Origin of the sequence: Thioalkalivibrio sp. ALMg9, assembly GCF_000380625.1 — a bacterium.
In the GTDB taxonomy this organism is placed as follows: Bacteria; Pseudomonadota; Gammaproteobacteria; order Ectothiorhodospirales; family Ectothiorhodospiraceae; genus Thioalkalivibrio; species Thioalkalivibrio versutus.
In genome coordinates this window covers 43,668-57,832 of the sequence record NZ_AQYC01000008.1, presented here as the reverse complement: position 1 = coordinate 57,832, position 14,165 = coordinate 43,668, and the positions used below count along the sequence as shown (strand labels likewise).

Genomic DNA, 14,165 nt, shown 5'->3' with positions numbered 1-14,165 from the left:
GAGTTGACTTCGATTGAGGTGCTTCAGGACCGGGCGCGTCGATTGTGCGATGGCCCGGTCGAGTAGGAGTCTTCCCCAGGGCGGATCGATCTCACCCTCCTGCAGTAGCGAGTCGTATTCCGGCGATCCATGGTTTTGGGGGGATGGATCTATCTCGAATGGCGCGGCAGTACCGCACAAAGGGACCCACGCTGCATCTGGCGGTGGGCGGCCAGTGATTTGAATCACGGAGACTAGGGTCTCCCCACGGCGGGCGCTACGCACCGACCGTGGGGAGACCCCCCTAAGCCATTCGAGAAGAACTCGTGCCGGGCCCGGAGGGCCCAACGAGTTGACTTGTGAACCTCCACCGAGGATCGGTATTGATCGACTGACCCGAGCCAGGGACAAAATTGGATCAGTCGATAGCGCCGGTCCGCCTACGGGGTTGCGGCGCCCCCACTCTCGGCGCGTAGGGGCTTTTGCCGACGGGCGTCGGCAAGGGGCCTGATCCGCTCAGGCGGGCGGTGTAATCCGTATTGGAACGCATGGCGATGGACCGAAGCAAATACTCCGGAACGCGCGTGTCGGATATCTGCAACCAACGGAAATGGAATGCGCCATGCTGAGAGGGAACTCGAGATCACATCAGCCGTTGCATGGTGCAGATGTGATGCCATATTGCGCCTGATCGAAATTTCTTAACCATCACGCAGTCATAAGGCCGGACACGCGGGACGCACCCATTGCACAAGAGCCTTTACGGTCTCGCTGTCGTAAACGACCGCGTCGAAAGGCTCGCTGTCCAGCCGCCGACGGAATGGTGCCCAGCTGCTGATATCCTTGGAGCCGGATAGGCCCAAGTGATGTTCGATGTCTCCGCCCGTCCAGAGCCAGACGTCGTGACCCCGAAGCTTATGGTGGAGAGATTCCGCTACGGGACGCGATTCCGGGCGCGCAGCCCAGTCGCGGAACACTACGGAAGGCTTCTTGCTGCCAGCCGGGTTGCGGGCGTTTCTGCAGGGGCGGCCATTATCACCGATGAAAATAGTCGGGTCATCATCAGCCATGGCGTGAATCTGGCGGAGGCATTTGCACAGGTCTTCGTCGTCATCCGGAATCAAGCCGTGCTGCACGGCTTGATTTGCCGCGAAGTCCAAATCTGCTAACGCGCAAACTTCGATTCCTAGCTCACGGAAGACGGTAAGCGACTCCGGTAGGCTCCCGCCACCTCCGAGTCCAAGGATAGCGAGGCCATCATCCGCTGGTTTCCGCCGGGTGACCGCTTCGTAAACAAAGGGGAGAAGATAGCGCTCTGTTGAGCCCTCGGCGATGAGGACGCGGTCGCTAAACAGCCAGTGGTTGGCATTTTCCAGCCCGAAAAGGGCATGCAACCGCTTATTGTCGTCTTGAATCCGCTTCTTGAGCGCCTCCTCTGCTGTCAGGGTGACACGAGTCTCCCCCGATTCGGCGGACTTGCGGACGATGCGCGTATGCGCTGCTGTTTCCCGCTCCACCATCACCGGGGAGTGCGACGCAAAGATGACCTGGTAACCATGTCCGGAGAGGCTGTCCAGAGCAGAGCGTACCTGTTCGATGGCTTGCGGGTGGAGGAACAGCTCGGGCTCCTCAATGAGCAGGAGCCGGCGTTGTGCCGTCGTGTGCTGGTCCGCTCGGAAGTCGGCGAGATAACGGATGAGCGCCATCTGGATGCTGCGCTGGGCGCCGTGGCCCAGGGCGGTGAAGTCGCGAACGGCATTACGCCCTTGTTCGCTTACCCGGATGGTCCCCCGGCTGAAGAGTTCCTTGACGCTGGGCACGGGAATATCGAGGTGCAGCTTTATGCCGGGAAAGAAGGGGCGCAGGGCCTCAGTGGCCTCATGGTCAAAGCGGTTGAGTTCTTCGGCGCGCTCGGCACCGGCGGCCGTGAGTTTGTCGGTCAGCGGTGCCAGAGCCTGTGTCAGTTCAGCGCCGTGGCTGGCTTCGGCGGGGCCAGTGAACTGTGCTAGCAGTTTGCCGATGGTGGAGGTTTTCTTGGCTTTGGTAGCGTCTTCGGCGGCATCCTCCATGGCACCGACGGTGATTGGTTCCGGAAAGAGATTCTTCAGGGCCTCAGGAATCCCGCCAGGATGGTCCCTCCACGAAGAAACGCTTCCATCGGCTTCGATTTTATCCGGCACCTGAAGCTTTATCTGCCTGGTCGAAACGTTCGGTTCGTACTGGATGCGACGAAGTACAAGTTCACCCTCACCAATCAGAGGCTCGATTCTGCGGCGATGTTCGTCCTCGAGTTGGTTTAGGATTCCGCCATCAAGCCCCGCTATGATGCCGTCCACGGTTACAGGTTGGCTCGAGTCGTGGAAATCGGTTTCCCGGAGTGACGATGGCGCTACAAACCACTCAATAGCAGTTAGAAGATTGGACTTTCCGGCATTGTTATAGCCCACGATGGGGGTGCAGTCGCCCAGCGAAAGTCCTACATCGCGGCACGAGCGGAAGTTCCGTATGTGTACTGAGCTCAAACGATGCATGACCTATTCCTTGTCGTTCACGAATTGATGCTCCTCAAGGGGCCGCTTCGGCCAACTGTCGAAACAACGCGTTTAGCTGAGATTCCGGTGCGCCGCCGCGCCCGCTGCGACTGATTGGTGACGACTCATCGCTGTCTTCCGGCTCCTGTTGCAGGAGTTCCTCCAGCCGCTCTGTAAGGATCTGATGGGAGTCCCTTAGGTCATGCTTCGTCAGGTGTTCCATGGCACTCAGGTTCTCCAAGGCTTCATCCAATTGCCCAGGTTCGTCGGCGCTCTCGAGCTCGCTATCGACAGCCTCATCGATAGCCTGAAGAAGGAGTGCTTTCTCCTCCTGCAGGTAGTGCGCAAGCTCCGAGCAATGCTCCATGGCTTCGGCCACCGCCAATACGTCATCGGTAAATACAGCCGTTTCTAGAGCAGCCTTCCACACACCGTACCGCTGAGCTCGATCCGGAAACCCACATGTGAGGCCCAACAATGGTCGATGCGAATTGTTGGAGAAAGCATTTAGCCAAGCCTCCTCGTCGGGGAGGTATGTCGCGGCCAAGGCGGACAGCGTTTCACCGAATGTGGAGGACGACTGCTTAGATTTAGCAGTTGGATATTGCGCTTGTGTTCCCTTCGCGTTCCACGCATGCCATAGACGGATAATTCTACTGGACATTTTAGGGATGGTGATCTTACTACGGAGTCCCTGATGATCACGAAAACTTTGCCTTTCTAGAGCTGGCTGCTCCAGGCAGGCACGATGTTGTTCAAAAAGTTGCGTTCGCAACTGGGCGTCCGTCTTGACCGGCCGCACATCGCCTTCGAAAAGCTGGAACAAGCGAAGGCCATGCTGAAAGCGCCGCAGGTGCGCGATCAATCTTCCTTTGAGGTGAGCATCTCGGTTGATGAGGGCCTGAATGAGGTCTCCGATTGCCGGTGTCGTATAGCGTAGCCATATCTTGTCTTCGATGCGTTTGGTAATGGCAAAGTTGGGTTCAAGCTCCTGCAACGCATCGTGTAGTGCATTGGCCTGTGCCCGTCCGAGCGCAAGATCATGGTGCAGAGCGTGGAATGTTTCTGTGAGGTCATCCACCGCGCCGTCTCCACCGGCAACAGCGAGAACGTAGAGCAGGTGTTGTGCGGCTGGGCTCAGATGGCGAAACGCCTTGCCCCAGTATTCCGTCGGATCGTCGAATTGCGCCTTCAGCCATTCTGGGTAGCCGGTTTCCGGTTGCTGATGGGCATCTTCGGCGGTCTCGGCGGCCAGGCGGGGCGTGAAATTGTCGTGCTTGACGATGTGCAGGTGGGTGCTATTTCTCATGAGGGACCGGATATGACCGCTGCTAACGCCGGCATAGTCGAGCTGCGCAACAAGAATGTGGGCCCTCTCCCATTCGTCGAGTGCTTCCACCTCCAAAGTAACTCGATCGAGGCGATCAGCGTCGCGATGGAAGCGTTCAAGACGCTGACGGGCTTGCTGGAGGATGTAATCGCGGGTTGTCATCAGGAGCTTGTGCTCGCCATCGCCGTTTTGGATGCGCCGGATAAGGCTAAGGAGTGAACCTTCCATGGCCAGGCCCCGCTCCGACTCCAGAAATTGAGCCCCCAGGAAGTCGTCGAGGATCAGGACCTGGCGGCGACCTTCTTGAAGCAGGCAGCGGGCACTTTGGATTTCTCGATCTCGAACAAAGAGTGCCTCGTAGCCTTCTTCAGCGGCCCATTGGAGGGCCAGATATCCCGCCAAGGCCGTTTTCCCGGCCCCTGGGGCGCCGGTAATCAGGCAACAGTGACTTTTTTCTAGTAACCGTGCTGCATCGTCGGCTCGGCGGTGGCGAACAAAGGCGCGGGCGCGCTCGCAAAGGTCATCCATGGCGTCACGGGAAGTGCTCTCCTCTGCACGGTGCAGGATCGTCCGCAACTGCTCTCCGTCTTGTAGCCAGAGTTTGACATGGCTGCGAACCAGATCTGGATTTTCCCGGAGTGTGGCGTCGAGTTCGTCGCGGCCGATTATGTCCGAGGGGTTCTGGGCCCAGGGCTGCAATTCGTTTTGAAGCTTTCGTTTTCGCTCAGGATTCAGGCGAGCGCACGTAATCAGCCTATAACCGGAAGGCTGTAGCCGATCGAGATTATCGCGCTCAGCCACAACCGCTCGCTTCAGCCTGGAGAAATCGGCAATCCGCTTTGCCTGGCCAATGATGGTGGTGCCGTCCGCTGCAACATGGCGCAGGTCGATGCCGCCGTCCGGGCCCTCGGAGAACTGTTCGAAGGTCGCGCGTTCTCGCGATTTCAGAACATCCGCGGCGAGTCTTTCGAAATCCTGAGGACCAAGGCGCTCGTAGTCAAAAGTCATGACTGGAGTTTCTGCTGGAAAGCGCGCTGTGGGGGCCTGAGGCGATCGGCTGCTGGTGTTGTGTTGTCGCCTGCTTGGGGTGTCGATCGAGAATCCATCCGAATGCAATCATGCGCGTCATTGTAGCGGTTGTCCCTTAACTACAGGGATCGGTTGTACTCAGGGGGCGATCGCCCGCGTAGTGGGTTGAATTTATGGATAAATCGGTGCAAGTAGGCTCTTTTCTTCTGTACGGAAAGTCTTGCTGGCGCCTCGATGCTTCTTACTGAAGGGAATGCTGACTGCCTAGAACCGGACGGCCGGCGACCGGCTCGAGGAAGACGGCCCCGTAGGGCCCCGGGAGACGCCTAGAAGGATTCCAGGGCGTGATACGCGAATACCGCTGGCCCCTGGCAGAGGATGAGTCGGCCGGAGTCTGTGGTCAGGGCGTAGAGCCCGTGATCCATCAGTGAGATGTCGCCGAGGATTGAATGGTTTCGTTGTTCCATGATCGGTCTCCTGGTGGGGCGGGACCGCCCCATGGGGAACGGTTGTCCCCGTGGTGGGTAAAGGAAATGGATCGACCGGAGAAGCCGGCACACTTCTGCCCGATCCGGGGGTGCTTCAGGGGCCTGATACGCTCAGGCGGGCGGTAAAGCCGTCATTCCCCAGGATCGCGCGCGACCCTGGGGAATGACGCCCCCGAAGGGGGGCGTGTGGTCAAGCGGCTTGCTTGCCGGTCGCAACCGCCAAAGCCAGCGATTCGATCGGCTCGATTTCGGCGAGAAACGCCAGGTGTTCGAGTGCCTGAGCGCGTAGGGCGCCGGGCGACGTGTCCATCGGCTCCAGTGCGTGCGAGTTGAGCAGGAATACGCCCGGGCCATGGCAGACCATGATCCGGGTCGCGTCCGAGCCAAGGGCGTACAGCCCTCGGTCCATGGGGACCAGGTCCCCAAGAATGGAGTGATGTCGAGATTCCACGGTCAGTCTCCTGTGCCGAGGGGCGACCGACCCCCAAAGGGGCCGGCGCCCCTTTAGGGAATGGAATGCCGTTGGCTAGTCGATCGCGCGAAGGATCTCGCCGGACTCGTCGTGGTCCAGGGCGTAATCCCTCAACCAGTGGTACAGGTTGACGTGCCGATCTTCGCGAAAGCGCCAGGCCATCGCGTTGAAGGCGAACAGACAGGCAACAATGCCCGCCGCGTCCGCACTCAATTCGCCCTCGTAGCCGTTACCGGGCACCACGATCCGCAGGTTCCGTTCCTGTTCGGGTGCCATGTAGAAACCGCCGTTGGAAAGCTCGTAGAACTCCCAAAAGCCGCCCCTGTAGGCTTCCGCCAGGGTTCCCAGCGAATCGAAGACGCTATTTTCAAATGCCAGGGCATGTGCCCCGAGATACCTCGGCAGGATCCGGATCCGTTCGAGGTCGGGGACGCGGTGGCGGTGAATCGCAAGATCCGTCTCAGTGCAAAACGTCATGGTCTATCTCCTGCAAGGAGGGGACAGACCGCCCCCACGGGGGACGGTGTCCCCGTGGTGGGTGAAGGAATGGATCGACCGGCGGAGCCGGCGCACCCCTGCCCGATCCGGGGGTGCTTTCAGGGGCCTGATACGCTCAGGCGGGCGGTAAAGCCGTCATTCCCCAGGGCCGCCCGCGACCCTCGGGAATGACGGCCTGAAGGCCGTCAAGGTTGAGAGTGGATTCACCCGGTTGCTTCGGACTGTACCTCGGCCTCCGGCCGCAGGTGCTCAGCGGCTTTCCGGGCCTGGCTTGCGGCCCGGAAAATGGCCCGCTTGTCCTCTTTGAGCTTCCGGACCCAGGAGCCGATGTAGCCTTCGTGACGCAGATCCCCCTGGATACCGATCTCGGCACACAGGAAGGCGGCACCCAACTCGGCGACCAGCTCCTCGAACGCATAGCGCTCGGATCCGAAGTGATCAAACTCCACGATCCCCTCGCGCGCGAGGCGGGACTCGTGTCCCGTCCAGTGCGTGAGTTCGTGGAGTGCCGTGGCGTAATAACCGGCCTCTTCCCGAAACGACGCCTTCGGGGGCAACTGGATGTAATCCGGACCGGGCGCATAGAACGCCCGGTCGCCCCCGTGTCGGATCAAAGCCCCGGAGGACTCCAACACCGATTCCGCGGCCTCGATGGGCGTGAAGCTCGGTTCCGGGGCGTCCCCGGTGGGACCCACGCGATACCGGTCCTCCAGATCATCGATCTGGTCCACGTTGAATAGCTTGAAGGCCCGAAGGATGGGCACGGTTTTCATTACCGGCTCGCCCTTCTCGTCCGTCACCGGCTTGCCATCGCGGTCGGTCTTCTGCCGCTGGATTGGCTTGAAGAACACGGCCAGCGTGCTTTTCTCGCCCTTGCGCACCGATCCGCCGGCATCCTTCGCCTGCTTGAAGGTCATCCACCGACTGGTGGAATACCCGTGTGCCACCTCCCGCATCCACAGGAGCATGACGTTGACCCCGTGGTAGGGGCGATTGGTCGCGGCATTGACGGGCATTCCACTCGCCAGCGCCGCCTTGTCGCCATCCCAGGGCTTGACCCAGGGCACGACACCGTTTTCCAGGGCCGTAACGATCTGATCGGTCACTTCCTGGTACAGGTCCTTGGAGGCTTCTTTCTTGGACATGGTCTGTCTCCTGCGCATGAAAATGGGGACAGACCGACCCCGTGGGATCCGACTGCCCCACGGGGGTTGAAATGGTATGTTGACCGTTCGCACCCGAGCAGCGAGGCGCCGGTGATGAAGGTCATTGAAGGTCAACGTTCCACCCTGGAACAGGCGCTGACGCGCGCCTTGTTCAGGGGCGAAACCGAGCGGTTCGAGCAGATCAACGATCAACTCAAACCGCGCGCGGTAAAGCTCAGTGCGATTGCGACTTCAGATCGAGACGTGCCAGCAGCTCCTCGTCGATCAGACGAAGCGCAAGATTGATGTCGGCACGTCCCTCCCGAGTGCTCACCTGAGCGTTCAATGCTTGCTGACGCCGATCCAGGATCTCCTGTTCGGTCGCCGCTTCCAGCCAGGCGATAAACGCCTTGATGGTTTCCTTGTCCATCGATGCTCTCCTGTCTGTGAACGGAGAGCGCCCCACAGGGGAGTGCTCTCCCCGTGGTGGGTGAAGGAATGGATCGACCGGCGAAGCCGGCGCACCCCTGCCCGATCCGGGGATGCTTCAGGGGCCTGATGCGCTCAGGCGGGCGGTAAAGCCGTCATTCCCGAGGGTCGCCCGCGACCCTCGGGAATGACGGCCCGCAAAACAGCCGAACCCCAGGACAATGTCCCGGGGTTCGACGCACACAGCGGTCAGCAGGGTGCTTCGAGGCACCAGTGACGCGGAGGTGGAGTCACCCGTGCCGGTTGGCGCTTGGTGTATTCGGGCTGAGTGAACCGAAGGTCCACGCGCTCGCCCGCGCGCTTGAATGCCATGCCTTCGTGTTTCCGACTGATGTGAAGTCCTCGCATGAGTCTGTCTCCGAGTATTGGGGACAGACCGCCCCCACAGGGGTCGGTTGTCCCCGTGGTGGGTGAAGGAAATGGATCGACCGGCAGTGCCGGCACCCTTCTTCCCGATCCGGAAGGGTTTTAAGGGGCCTGATACGCTCAGGCGGGCGGTAAAGCCGTCATTCCCCAGGATCGCGCGCGACCCTCGGGAATGACGCCCCCGAAGGGGCGTCGGCACGATCAACCGATCCGCATTTCCAGATGGTGAAGATCGGACGTGGAAAGCTGTTCCAGATCGGCATCCGTAATGGGCTCCAGGGTGCGGCTATCCAGTACCTGGAAACCGCACTTGAGGGCCTCGGAAACCGAGTCGAGCGAACGAAAGAGCTTGGTGATGGTGGTGCGAGCTTTCATAGGGCTTCTCCGTCAGTTGTGGGACACCCCGATCCCTCCTGCCGCAACAAGAGGGATCGGTGGTGTCCCACAACGGAGACGCCCCGCAGCCAGGGGGGGAGGACCCCCTGGCGAACGGTCGGTCGGATTCAGGCGGCCGAGCTTTCCGGTTCCTGAGTCGAGTCCGCAGATGCGGTGTAGACGGTTTCGCCATCCACCTTGACCCAGGCGATCCGGAGCAGTCGAGCCTTCAGCGAAACGCCGGTCTGACCGGCTTTCTCGCCTTTCTGATACTCGAACAGATCCGGGTACAGATCACCCAGCTTGAACCCGATGAGGACCTTCCGGTCTTCATCGACATAGGTCTTGGCGGTCTTGATCAGACGCTCGGCTTCAGCCCCGCTGACCCGGCAATCGAACCGGGTCTTGTCGGGAGCGTCGGCGGAACCATGCAGCGCGACGATGTCGCACGCATAGAAGGCCGCCCCCTTCTTGGGGCTCACCTCGCGCACCCGATTCAGGTAGCCAAGGCCGGTGATGTGCAGATCGAAGTATTTGTTCTCAGACATGGTGGCTCTCCTGTTTCAGTGAAATCCGGAGAAACCATGCCCGTCCGGGGATTGGTTTCCCCGGGAGGGTGAAGGTAGCGCGAGGCGCTACTTTTTCTTGCTGCGACGTTCCTGACGCCAGGCAATGACGTTCAGGATGACAAAGACGATGAAAATCAGAGTGGCGATCAGCGCGAACGGCTCCATCACGACTCCTCCTCGTTGAGCTGGATGTTTCCGATGACCAGGAGCATCACTCCGAGCGTGATCACGTAGAGCACGCTGGCCAGCGGCACCGCCTCCAGGAATAACGCGACGATACTGGCGACGATCATGCCGACGCCCATTTTCCGCGAATCTTCCTTGACGGTCTGGATGTAGATAAGGGGTCTTTTCACAAAGGCGCCTCCTTCGAGAATAGCCAAAGGAGACGCGCCCAACCGGGGGGAGGCTCTCCCCGGCGTGGGTGGATGGAATACAGCAGGACCGACTGGCTGGGCCAGCGCACCGCTACCCGGTCCGGGCGGTGCTTTCAGGGGCCTGATGCGCTCAGGCGGGCGGTAAAGCCGTGTGACGCTTCTAGTTTTATCCTTCCCAATAATCGTCTGTCAATTCATGCGGTTCGAGCGGGCGCTCGATCTGGCGCAGCTCCCGCACATTGGCCTCCACCCACGCGTGATCCCGCTCCCGGTAGAGCAGGCGTTGCATCGGGGCGTCGTCCGGAATATCCAGGACTTCGCAGATCCCGTGCTCGGGGTGTTCCACGGTCGCGCCGGAGGCGCAGTGATCGCGGCGCTCGATGGGGAATCGGATGATCGCCATGGGCTCTCCTGTAGTCTGGCGCAGTCAGTCGAACTGCAGCTGCACCTTGCCTTCCGTTAGTTTCGCACCGGCATCAAAGGTTTTGCCAGTACGTTTGCTCTTGAGACCCTTGAGCTGTACTAGGTCCCCCGCGAACAGCGTGAGCGCCTGGGTCTCGGTCAGCTTCTTGCCACTGACCTGCTTCCAGACAATGGCGTTGCACGCTTCGCACTGCCAGGCCTTGGGTGATTCCTTGATGCTGCCCTGCTGGGCGCAGCCGCACTGCCCGACCGGCCCCTGTTTCGGGGCCTTGCCGGGTTTCCCGCCCTGGTCGGGCAACGTGGTCGTGCAGTCCGGGTAGCGGGTACAGCCCCAAAACGCCCCGGACCCGCCCTTGCGGCGGCGCATGGGCGAACCGCATGCGGGGCAGGGGTGCTGGACCTGCGCCTCGACCTGAACCGCGTCGGCGCCCTGCTGTTGAACGTTCTGCACCAGTCGCTTGACCCATTCGGACTGCCGCTGCAGGAACCCGTCGATCTCACCTTCTCCCTTGGCGATCTGGTCCAGTGCCTGTTCCCACAGAGCCGTGGTGGACGGGTCCTTCACCGGATCCGGAAGCGCATCGATCAGTGACCGGGCGGCGGACGTGGAGGTGAGTTTCTTCTTGCGCTCCTCCAGGTAACCGCGATCCATGAGGGTCTGGATGATCCCGGCGCGCGTCGCCTCCGTGCCGATGCCCGTGTTCTCTTTCAGGACGCGCCGCAGCCGCTCGTCCGCGATCTCGCGGGCGACGTTCTTCATGGCGGCGAGCAGCGTGCCCTGGGTAAAGCGTTCCGGCGGGGTGGTTTCCTTGTCGCGGATCTGCGCGCCGGCCAGCGAGACGGGGTCGCCTTTCTGTACGTTGGGAAGGGCCTGGTCGCTTTCGGCGCGCTCCTCGGCTGAAGCGTCCGTCTGGATCAGTACACGCCAACCGGTTCGGCGCTTGACGCGTCCCTGCGTGCGGAAGGTTTCGCCTTCGGCCGCGACTTCCAGTCGCGTCTGGTCGTACTCGTAGGCGGGATAGAACTGCGCAATGAAACGGCGTCGGATCAGGTCGTAGACCGCCTGTTCCCGCGACGACATCGCGTGGACATCCGCGACGGCGGTGGTCGGGATGATGGCGTGGTGCGCCGTGATCTTCGCGTCATTCCAGCAGCGTCCCTGTACGGCGGCATCCGCGCCTTCGACCAGGTGTTCGATGGTCGAGTCGCTCTGCATCAGTCCCTGCAGGACGTCGCGTGCCTCGCCGTGCTGGCTGACGGGCAGGTAGCGGCAGTCGGTCCGGGGATAGGAGGTGGCTTTGTGCTTCTCGTACAACGACTGTGCGGTATCGAGGACCTCCTGCGCCCCCATCCCCAGCCGTTTCGATGCCTCCTGTTGCAGCGTCGAGAGATCGTAGGGCAGCGGCGCGTTCTCGCGCTTGCGCTCGGTCTGCGCCAGGGTCACGGTGCCTTGCACCCCCTGTACACGCTGCGCCACAGAGGCGGCCGCCTGTTGACTGGTACAGCGGCCTTCGGAGTCACTCACTCCCTCGGGTGGCACCCATCGGGCCTCCCAGGAGCCGTTCGTGTGGCCGCAGCGGACCGAAACCTCGTAGTACGGGACTGGCTTGAACTGTTCGATCGCGCGGTCACGATCGACCACGAGCTTGAGGGTGGGCGTCTGGACGCGCCCGACCGAGAGCACGCCGTCATACCCGCGTGCCTGCGCCGCGAGGGTGTAGGCCCGCGTGAGGTTCATGCCCACGAGCCAGTCGGCACGGGCGCGCGCCACGCCGGCGCGGTACAAGGGGAAGGTTTGATCCCCCGGTAGCAGGTTGGCGAGGGCCTTGCGCACGCTGGCCTCGTCCAGCGCGGCGAGCCAGAGCCGCTGGATGGGCCCCCGGTAGCCGCACAGATCCAGCACCTCGCGCGCAATCGTCTCGCCTTCCCGGTCGGCGTCCGTCGCGACGACGACTTCAGAGGCCTGTTTCAGCAGGGACCGGATGCTGGAAAAGTGCCCCTTCACCTTGGGTCGCACGTTCATCCGCCACTGGTCCGGCAGGATGGGAAGCGTCTCCACGCGCCACTGCTTGAGCGCCGGGTCATAGTCTTGTGGCGGGGCCATTTCCAGCAGGTGCCCGAAGCACCAGGTGACTGTCACCCCATCCCCGCGAATGCACACATTTTCCTTGCGCGATGCGCCGAGTACGCGCGCAATATCGCGGGCTTGTGAGGGCTTTTCCGCAATAAACAGTCGCACGACCGGACCTACTCGACCGTGGAGCGCACTTTCGCGCGGAAGCGGTCCATGAACGCGTCCGTGGCGGGGAAGCCGTCTACCTGGTCCGTACCTTCGTAATACTCCACGGCGATGTGACTGCCGTTGCCGTCACGGGAAATGTCCATCTGGACCACGCCGGCGTGACCGAGGATTTCGCGGTAGTCCCGCACGGAGTAGAAGGATCCGGGGTTTTCATGGAAATGGTACGCATCCGAGGCCTCCAGCCACGCCTGTCCGGCGCGATTGGTGCGCTGTTCCAGCGGCAGATACCCGAACTCGCGGCGGATGCGATTGAAGGCGGTATCGACGTCGGTCGCGGTGGCGACCTCGAAGTTGAGGACCTCGTTCGCGTACTGCTGTTGGCCGGAGGCCTGGTTGTTGGATCCAGCCGTGGAGCTGCTGGATGTCGTCGGCCGCGTCTCCTCAATCACGATGCAGCCGGACAGGGCCGCGATTGCGGCACCGGCGAGGAGGGTGCGGGTGATCGTGCCGTTCGTCATGGAGTGTCTCCTTCTTCCTTGGTTGGGTCATCGGCGGTGACGCGCGAGGCGACCGTGGGTTCTGGCTCCGTGGGTACACGGGTGACCGCCGCCCATTGCCCTCTGCGCCAGTCGGCGCTTTCGTCGGCTTCCTTCCCGGCCGCCTGGTCGCTGTGCGCCTCGAAACGGGTCGTGGCGACCACGCGACCGAGTTCCACCAGTTGGGCCTGATACAAGGGCATGCCTCAGCGGGCCTCGTCGGGATGCGTCCACTCGCCGCACCAGTGGATCGCCTTCGTCAGGGGGAACGGTCCGTCGCTCTCGCCTACGGGTTGCAGCAGTCCCGGGGGGTGGCGTCGGCAGGAGCCTTCATTGGTGCTCAGGCGGTGCCAGTAGATGCAGGCATCGCAGCGTGCACGGGCGAACGGGGTCTCAGGCATCGGTCGCTCCCGCGCTCTCGTTCCGTCGCCGGAACGTCACGTCCTCGACGCGCGCAAGGTCGAGATCGACAGCGGACGCGCGGACTTCGAGGCGGGATCGTTCCTCGCCGGTCTCGCGGTCACTCCATGTGGACTCGAACAGCTCTCCCTCGACGTGGACCCGAGCGCCCTTCGGCAGCAGGCGCGCGGCCTGCTCGGCACGGGGGCCCCACAGGGCTACGTCCAGCCAGAACCCGCCCTTGTCTTCAAAGTCGCCGTTGCCGTCGGGCTTCGGTCGATCAAAGAAGATGCGGAGGTTGGTGACGGGGGTCGATTCGCCGCTTCGCTCGGCATGGCGGAGCGTGGGCGCCGCGCCCAGGTTGCCGCGGCCGAAAAAGGTGTTGGACATGATTCGCACCTAGCGTGGGTTCGGTGTCAGAGTGCGGTGCGCCAGTCGAGGGATCTAGTGGAAATCCTCACTGATGGACAAGGGGTTTAACGCAGTCCATGCAGTGAGCCACTTAGCCCGAAAGGGCGGATTCGCTGACTGTGGAGGTGTCATTGCGGGAAGACAGGTGACCCTCCCTCTTAACGCTCCGCCCGGCGAGAAGACCCATCCCGAAGTATGACGCTGGTCAAAATGCAGTCGGTAAAGCGACGACCACAATAGCGATCTCGAAGATCCGTTCGTTCAGCGTATAGCACCCGTCGCCTAGCCTCGGGGATGCCTGATTGGTTCAGATCTCGCTTGTTGCAGCCTTAAGTTTCTGCGAGTCTCGAAGTGTCGTTTCCCGACCGCATGACCCAGGCTTGGAGTGGCACGGCGGTCATTGGCTTCGCAATGGAGGGAGATTACTCGCCCAGGGGTGGGCATCTTCGGCTGAAGTTGCCCACTCTGCACCAGGACTCTTCCACGACCCGAAGGAACCACAAGGA

General features: G+C 61.8%; 16 protein-coding genes. All 16 read right to left on the bottom strand.

Annotation, left to right across the window (positions count from 1 at the left end):
- Positions 1-695: 695 nt before the first annotated feature.
- Complete coding sequence (locus F792_RS0105465; RefSeq protein WP_026305909.1) at positions 696-2,510, bottom strand: ATP-dependent endonuclease; 1,815 nt, start codon at positions 2,508-2,510, stop codon at positions 696-698.
- A gap of 34 nt (positions 2,511-2,544) precedes the next feature.
- On the bottom strand, positions 2,545-4,848 hold the full coding sequence (locus F792_RS0105460; RefSeq protein WP_018168706.1) for a hypothetical protein: 2,304 nt from the start codon (positions 4,846-4,848) through the stop codon (positions 2,545-2,547).
- A gap of 347 nt (positions 4,849-5,195) precedes the next feature.
- Entirely contained in the window at positions 5,196-5,336 is a 141-nt protein-coding gene (locus tag F792_RS14795) for a hypothetical protein (RefSeq protein WP_018168705.1), read from the bottom strand.
- Positions 5,337-5,547: 211 nt separating this feature from the next.
- Positions 5,548-5,808, bottom strand: a complete 261-nt coding sequence (locus F792_RS0105450) for a hypothetical protein (protein WP_018168704.1) — start codon at positions 5,806-5,808, stop codon at positions 5,548-5,550.
- 75 nt (positions 5,809-5,883) lie between these two features.
- A complete protein-coding gene (locus F792_RS0105445; RefSeq protein WP_018168703.1) occupies positions 5,884-6,306 on the bottom strand; it encodes an antirestriction protein in 423 nt (140 codons plus the stop codon).
- Positions 6,307-6,530: 224 nt separating this feature from the next.
- Positions 6,531-7,472 (bottom strand): ArdC family protein, encoded by a 942-nt coding sequence (locus F792_RS0105440; RefSeq protein WP_018168702.1) that lies wholly within the window; start codon positions 7,470-7,472, stop codon positions 6,531-6,533.
- A gap of 235 nt (positions 7,473-7,707) precedes the next feature.
- Positions 7,708-7,902 carry a hypothetical protein gene (locus F792_RS0105435; RefSeq protein ID WP_017926593.1) on the bottom strand — a complete coding sequence of 65 codons (195 nt, stop codon included), beginning with the start codon at positions 7,900-7,902 and terminating at the stop codon, positions 7,708-7,710.
- Between the two features lie 626 nt (positions 7,903-8,528).
- Positions 8,529-8,702 (bottom strand): hypothetical protein, encoded by a 174-nt coding sequence (locus tag F792_RS14880; protein WP_018158376.1) that lies wholly within the window; start codon positions 8,700-8,702, stop codon positions 8,529-8,531.
- 128 nt (positions 8,703-8,830) lie between these two features.
- Positions 8,831-9,250 (bottom strand): STY4534 family ICE replication protein, encoded by a 420-nt coding sequence (locus F792_RS0105425; protein WP_018168701.1) that lies wholly within the window; start codon positions 9,248-9,250, stop codon positions 8,831-8,833.
- A gap of 185 nt (positions 9,251-9,435) precedes the next feature.
- Positions 9,436-9,627 carry a hypothetical protein gene (locus F792_RS0105415; RefSeq protein WP_018168699.1) on the bottom strand — a complete coding sequence of 64 codons (192 nt, stop codon included), beginning with the start codon at positions 9,625-9,627 and terminating at the stop codon, positions 9,436-9,438.
- A gap of 187 nt (positions 9,628-9,814) precedes the next feature.
- Entirely contained in the window at positions 9,815-10,051 is a 237-nt protein-coding gene (locus F792_RS0105410) for a hypothetical protein (RefSeq protein WP_018168698.1), read from the bottom strand.
- A 24-nt stretch (positions 10,052-10,075) separates the two neighbouring features.
- Entirely contained in the window at positions 10,076-12,310 is a 2,235-nt protein-coding gene (locus F792_RS0105405) for a DNA topoisomerase III (RefSeq protein ID WP_081620118.1), read from the bottom strand.
- Positions 12,311-12,318: 8 nt separating this feature from the next.
- Complete coding sequence (locus tag F792_RS0105400; RefSeq protein WP_018168696.1) at positions 12,319-12,831, bottom strand: hypothetical protein; 513 nt, start codon at positions 12,829-12,831, stop codon at positions 12,319-12,321.
- On the bottom strand, positions 12,828-13,052 hold the full coding sequence (locus F792_RS0105395) for a hypothetical protein (protein ID WP_018168695.1): 225 nt from the start codon (positions 13,050-13,052) through the stop codon (positions 12,828-12,830). Before F792_RS0105395 ends, F792_RS0105400 begins: the two co-directional genes overlap by 4 nt.
- A gap of 3 nt (positions 13,053-13,055) precedes the next feature.
- Positions 13,056-13,250, bottom strand: a complete 195-nt coding sequence (locus tag F792_RS0105390; protein WP_018168694.1) for a hypothetical protein — start codon at positions 13,248-13,250, stop codon at positions 13,056-13,058.
- Complete coding sequence (gene ssb / locus F792_RS0105385) at positions 13,243-13,638, bottom strand: single-stranded DNA-binding protein (protein WP_018168693.1); 396 nt, start codon at positions 13,636-13,638, stop codon at positions 13,243-13,245. The genes F792_RS0105390 and ssb overlap by 8 nt, the downstream gene beginning before the upstream one ends.
- Positions 13,639-14,165 lie beyond the last annotated feature (527 nt).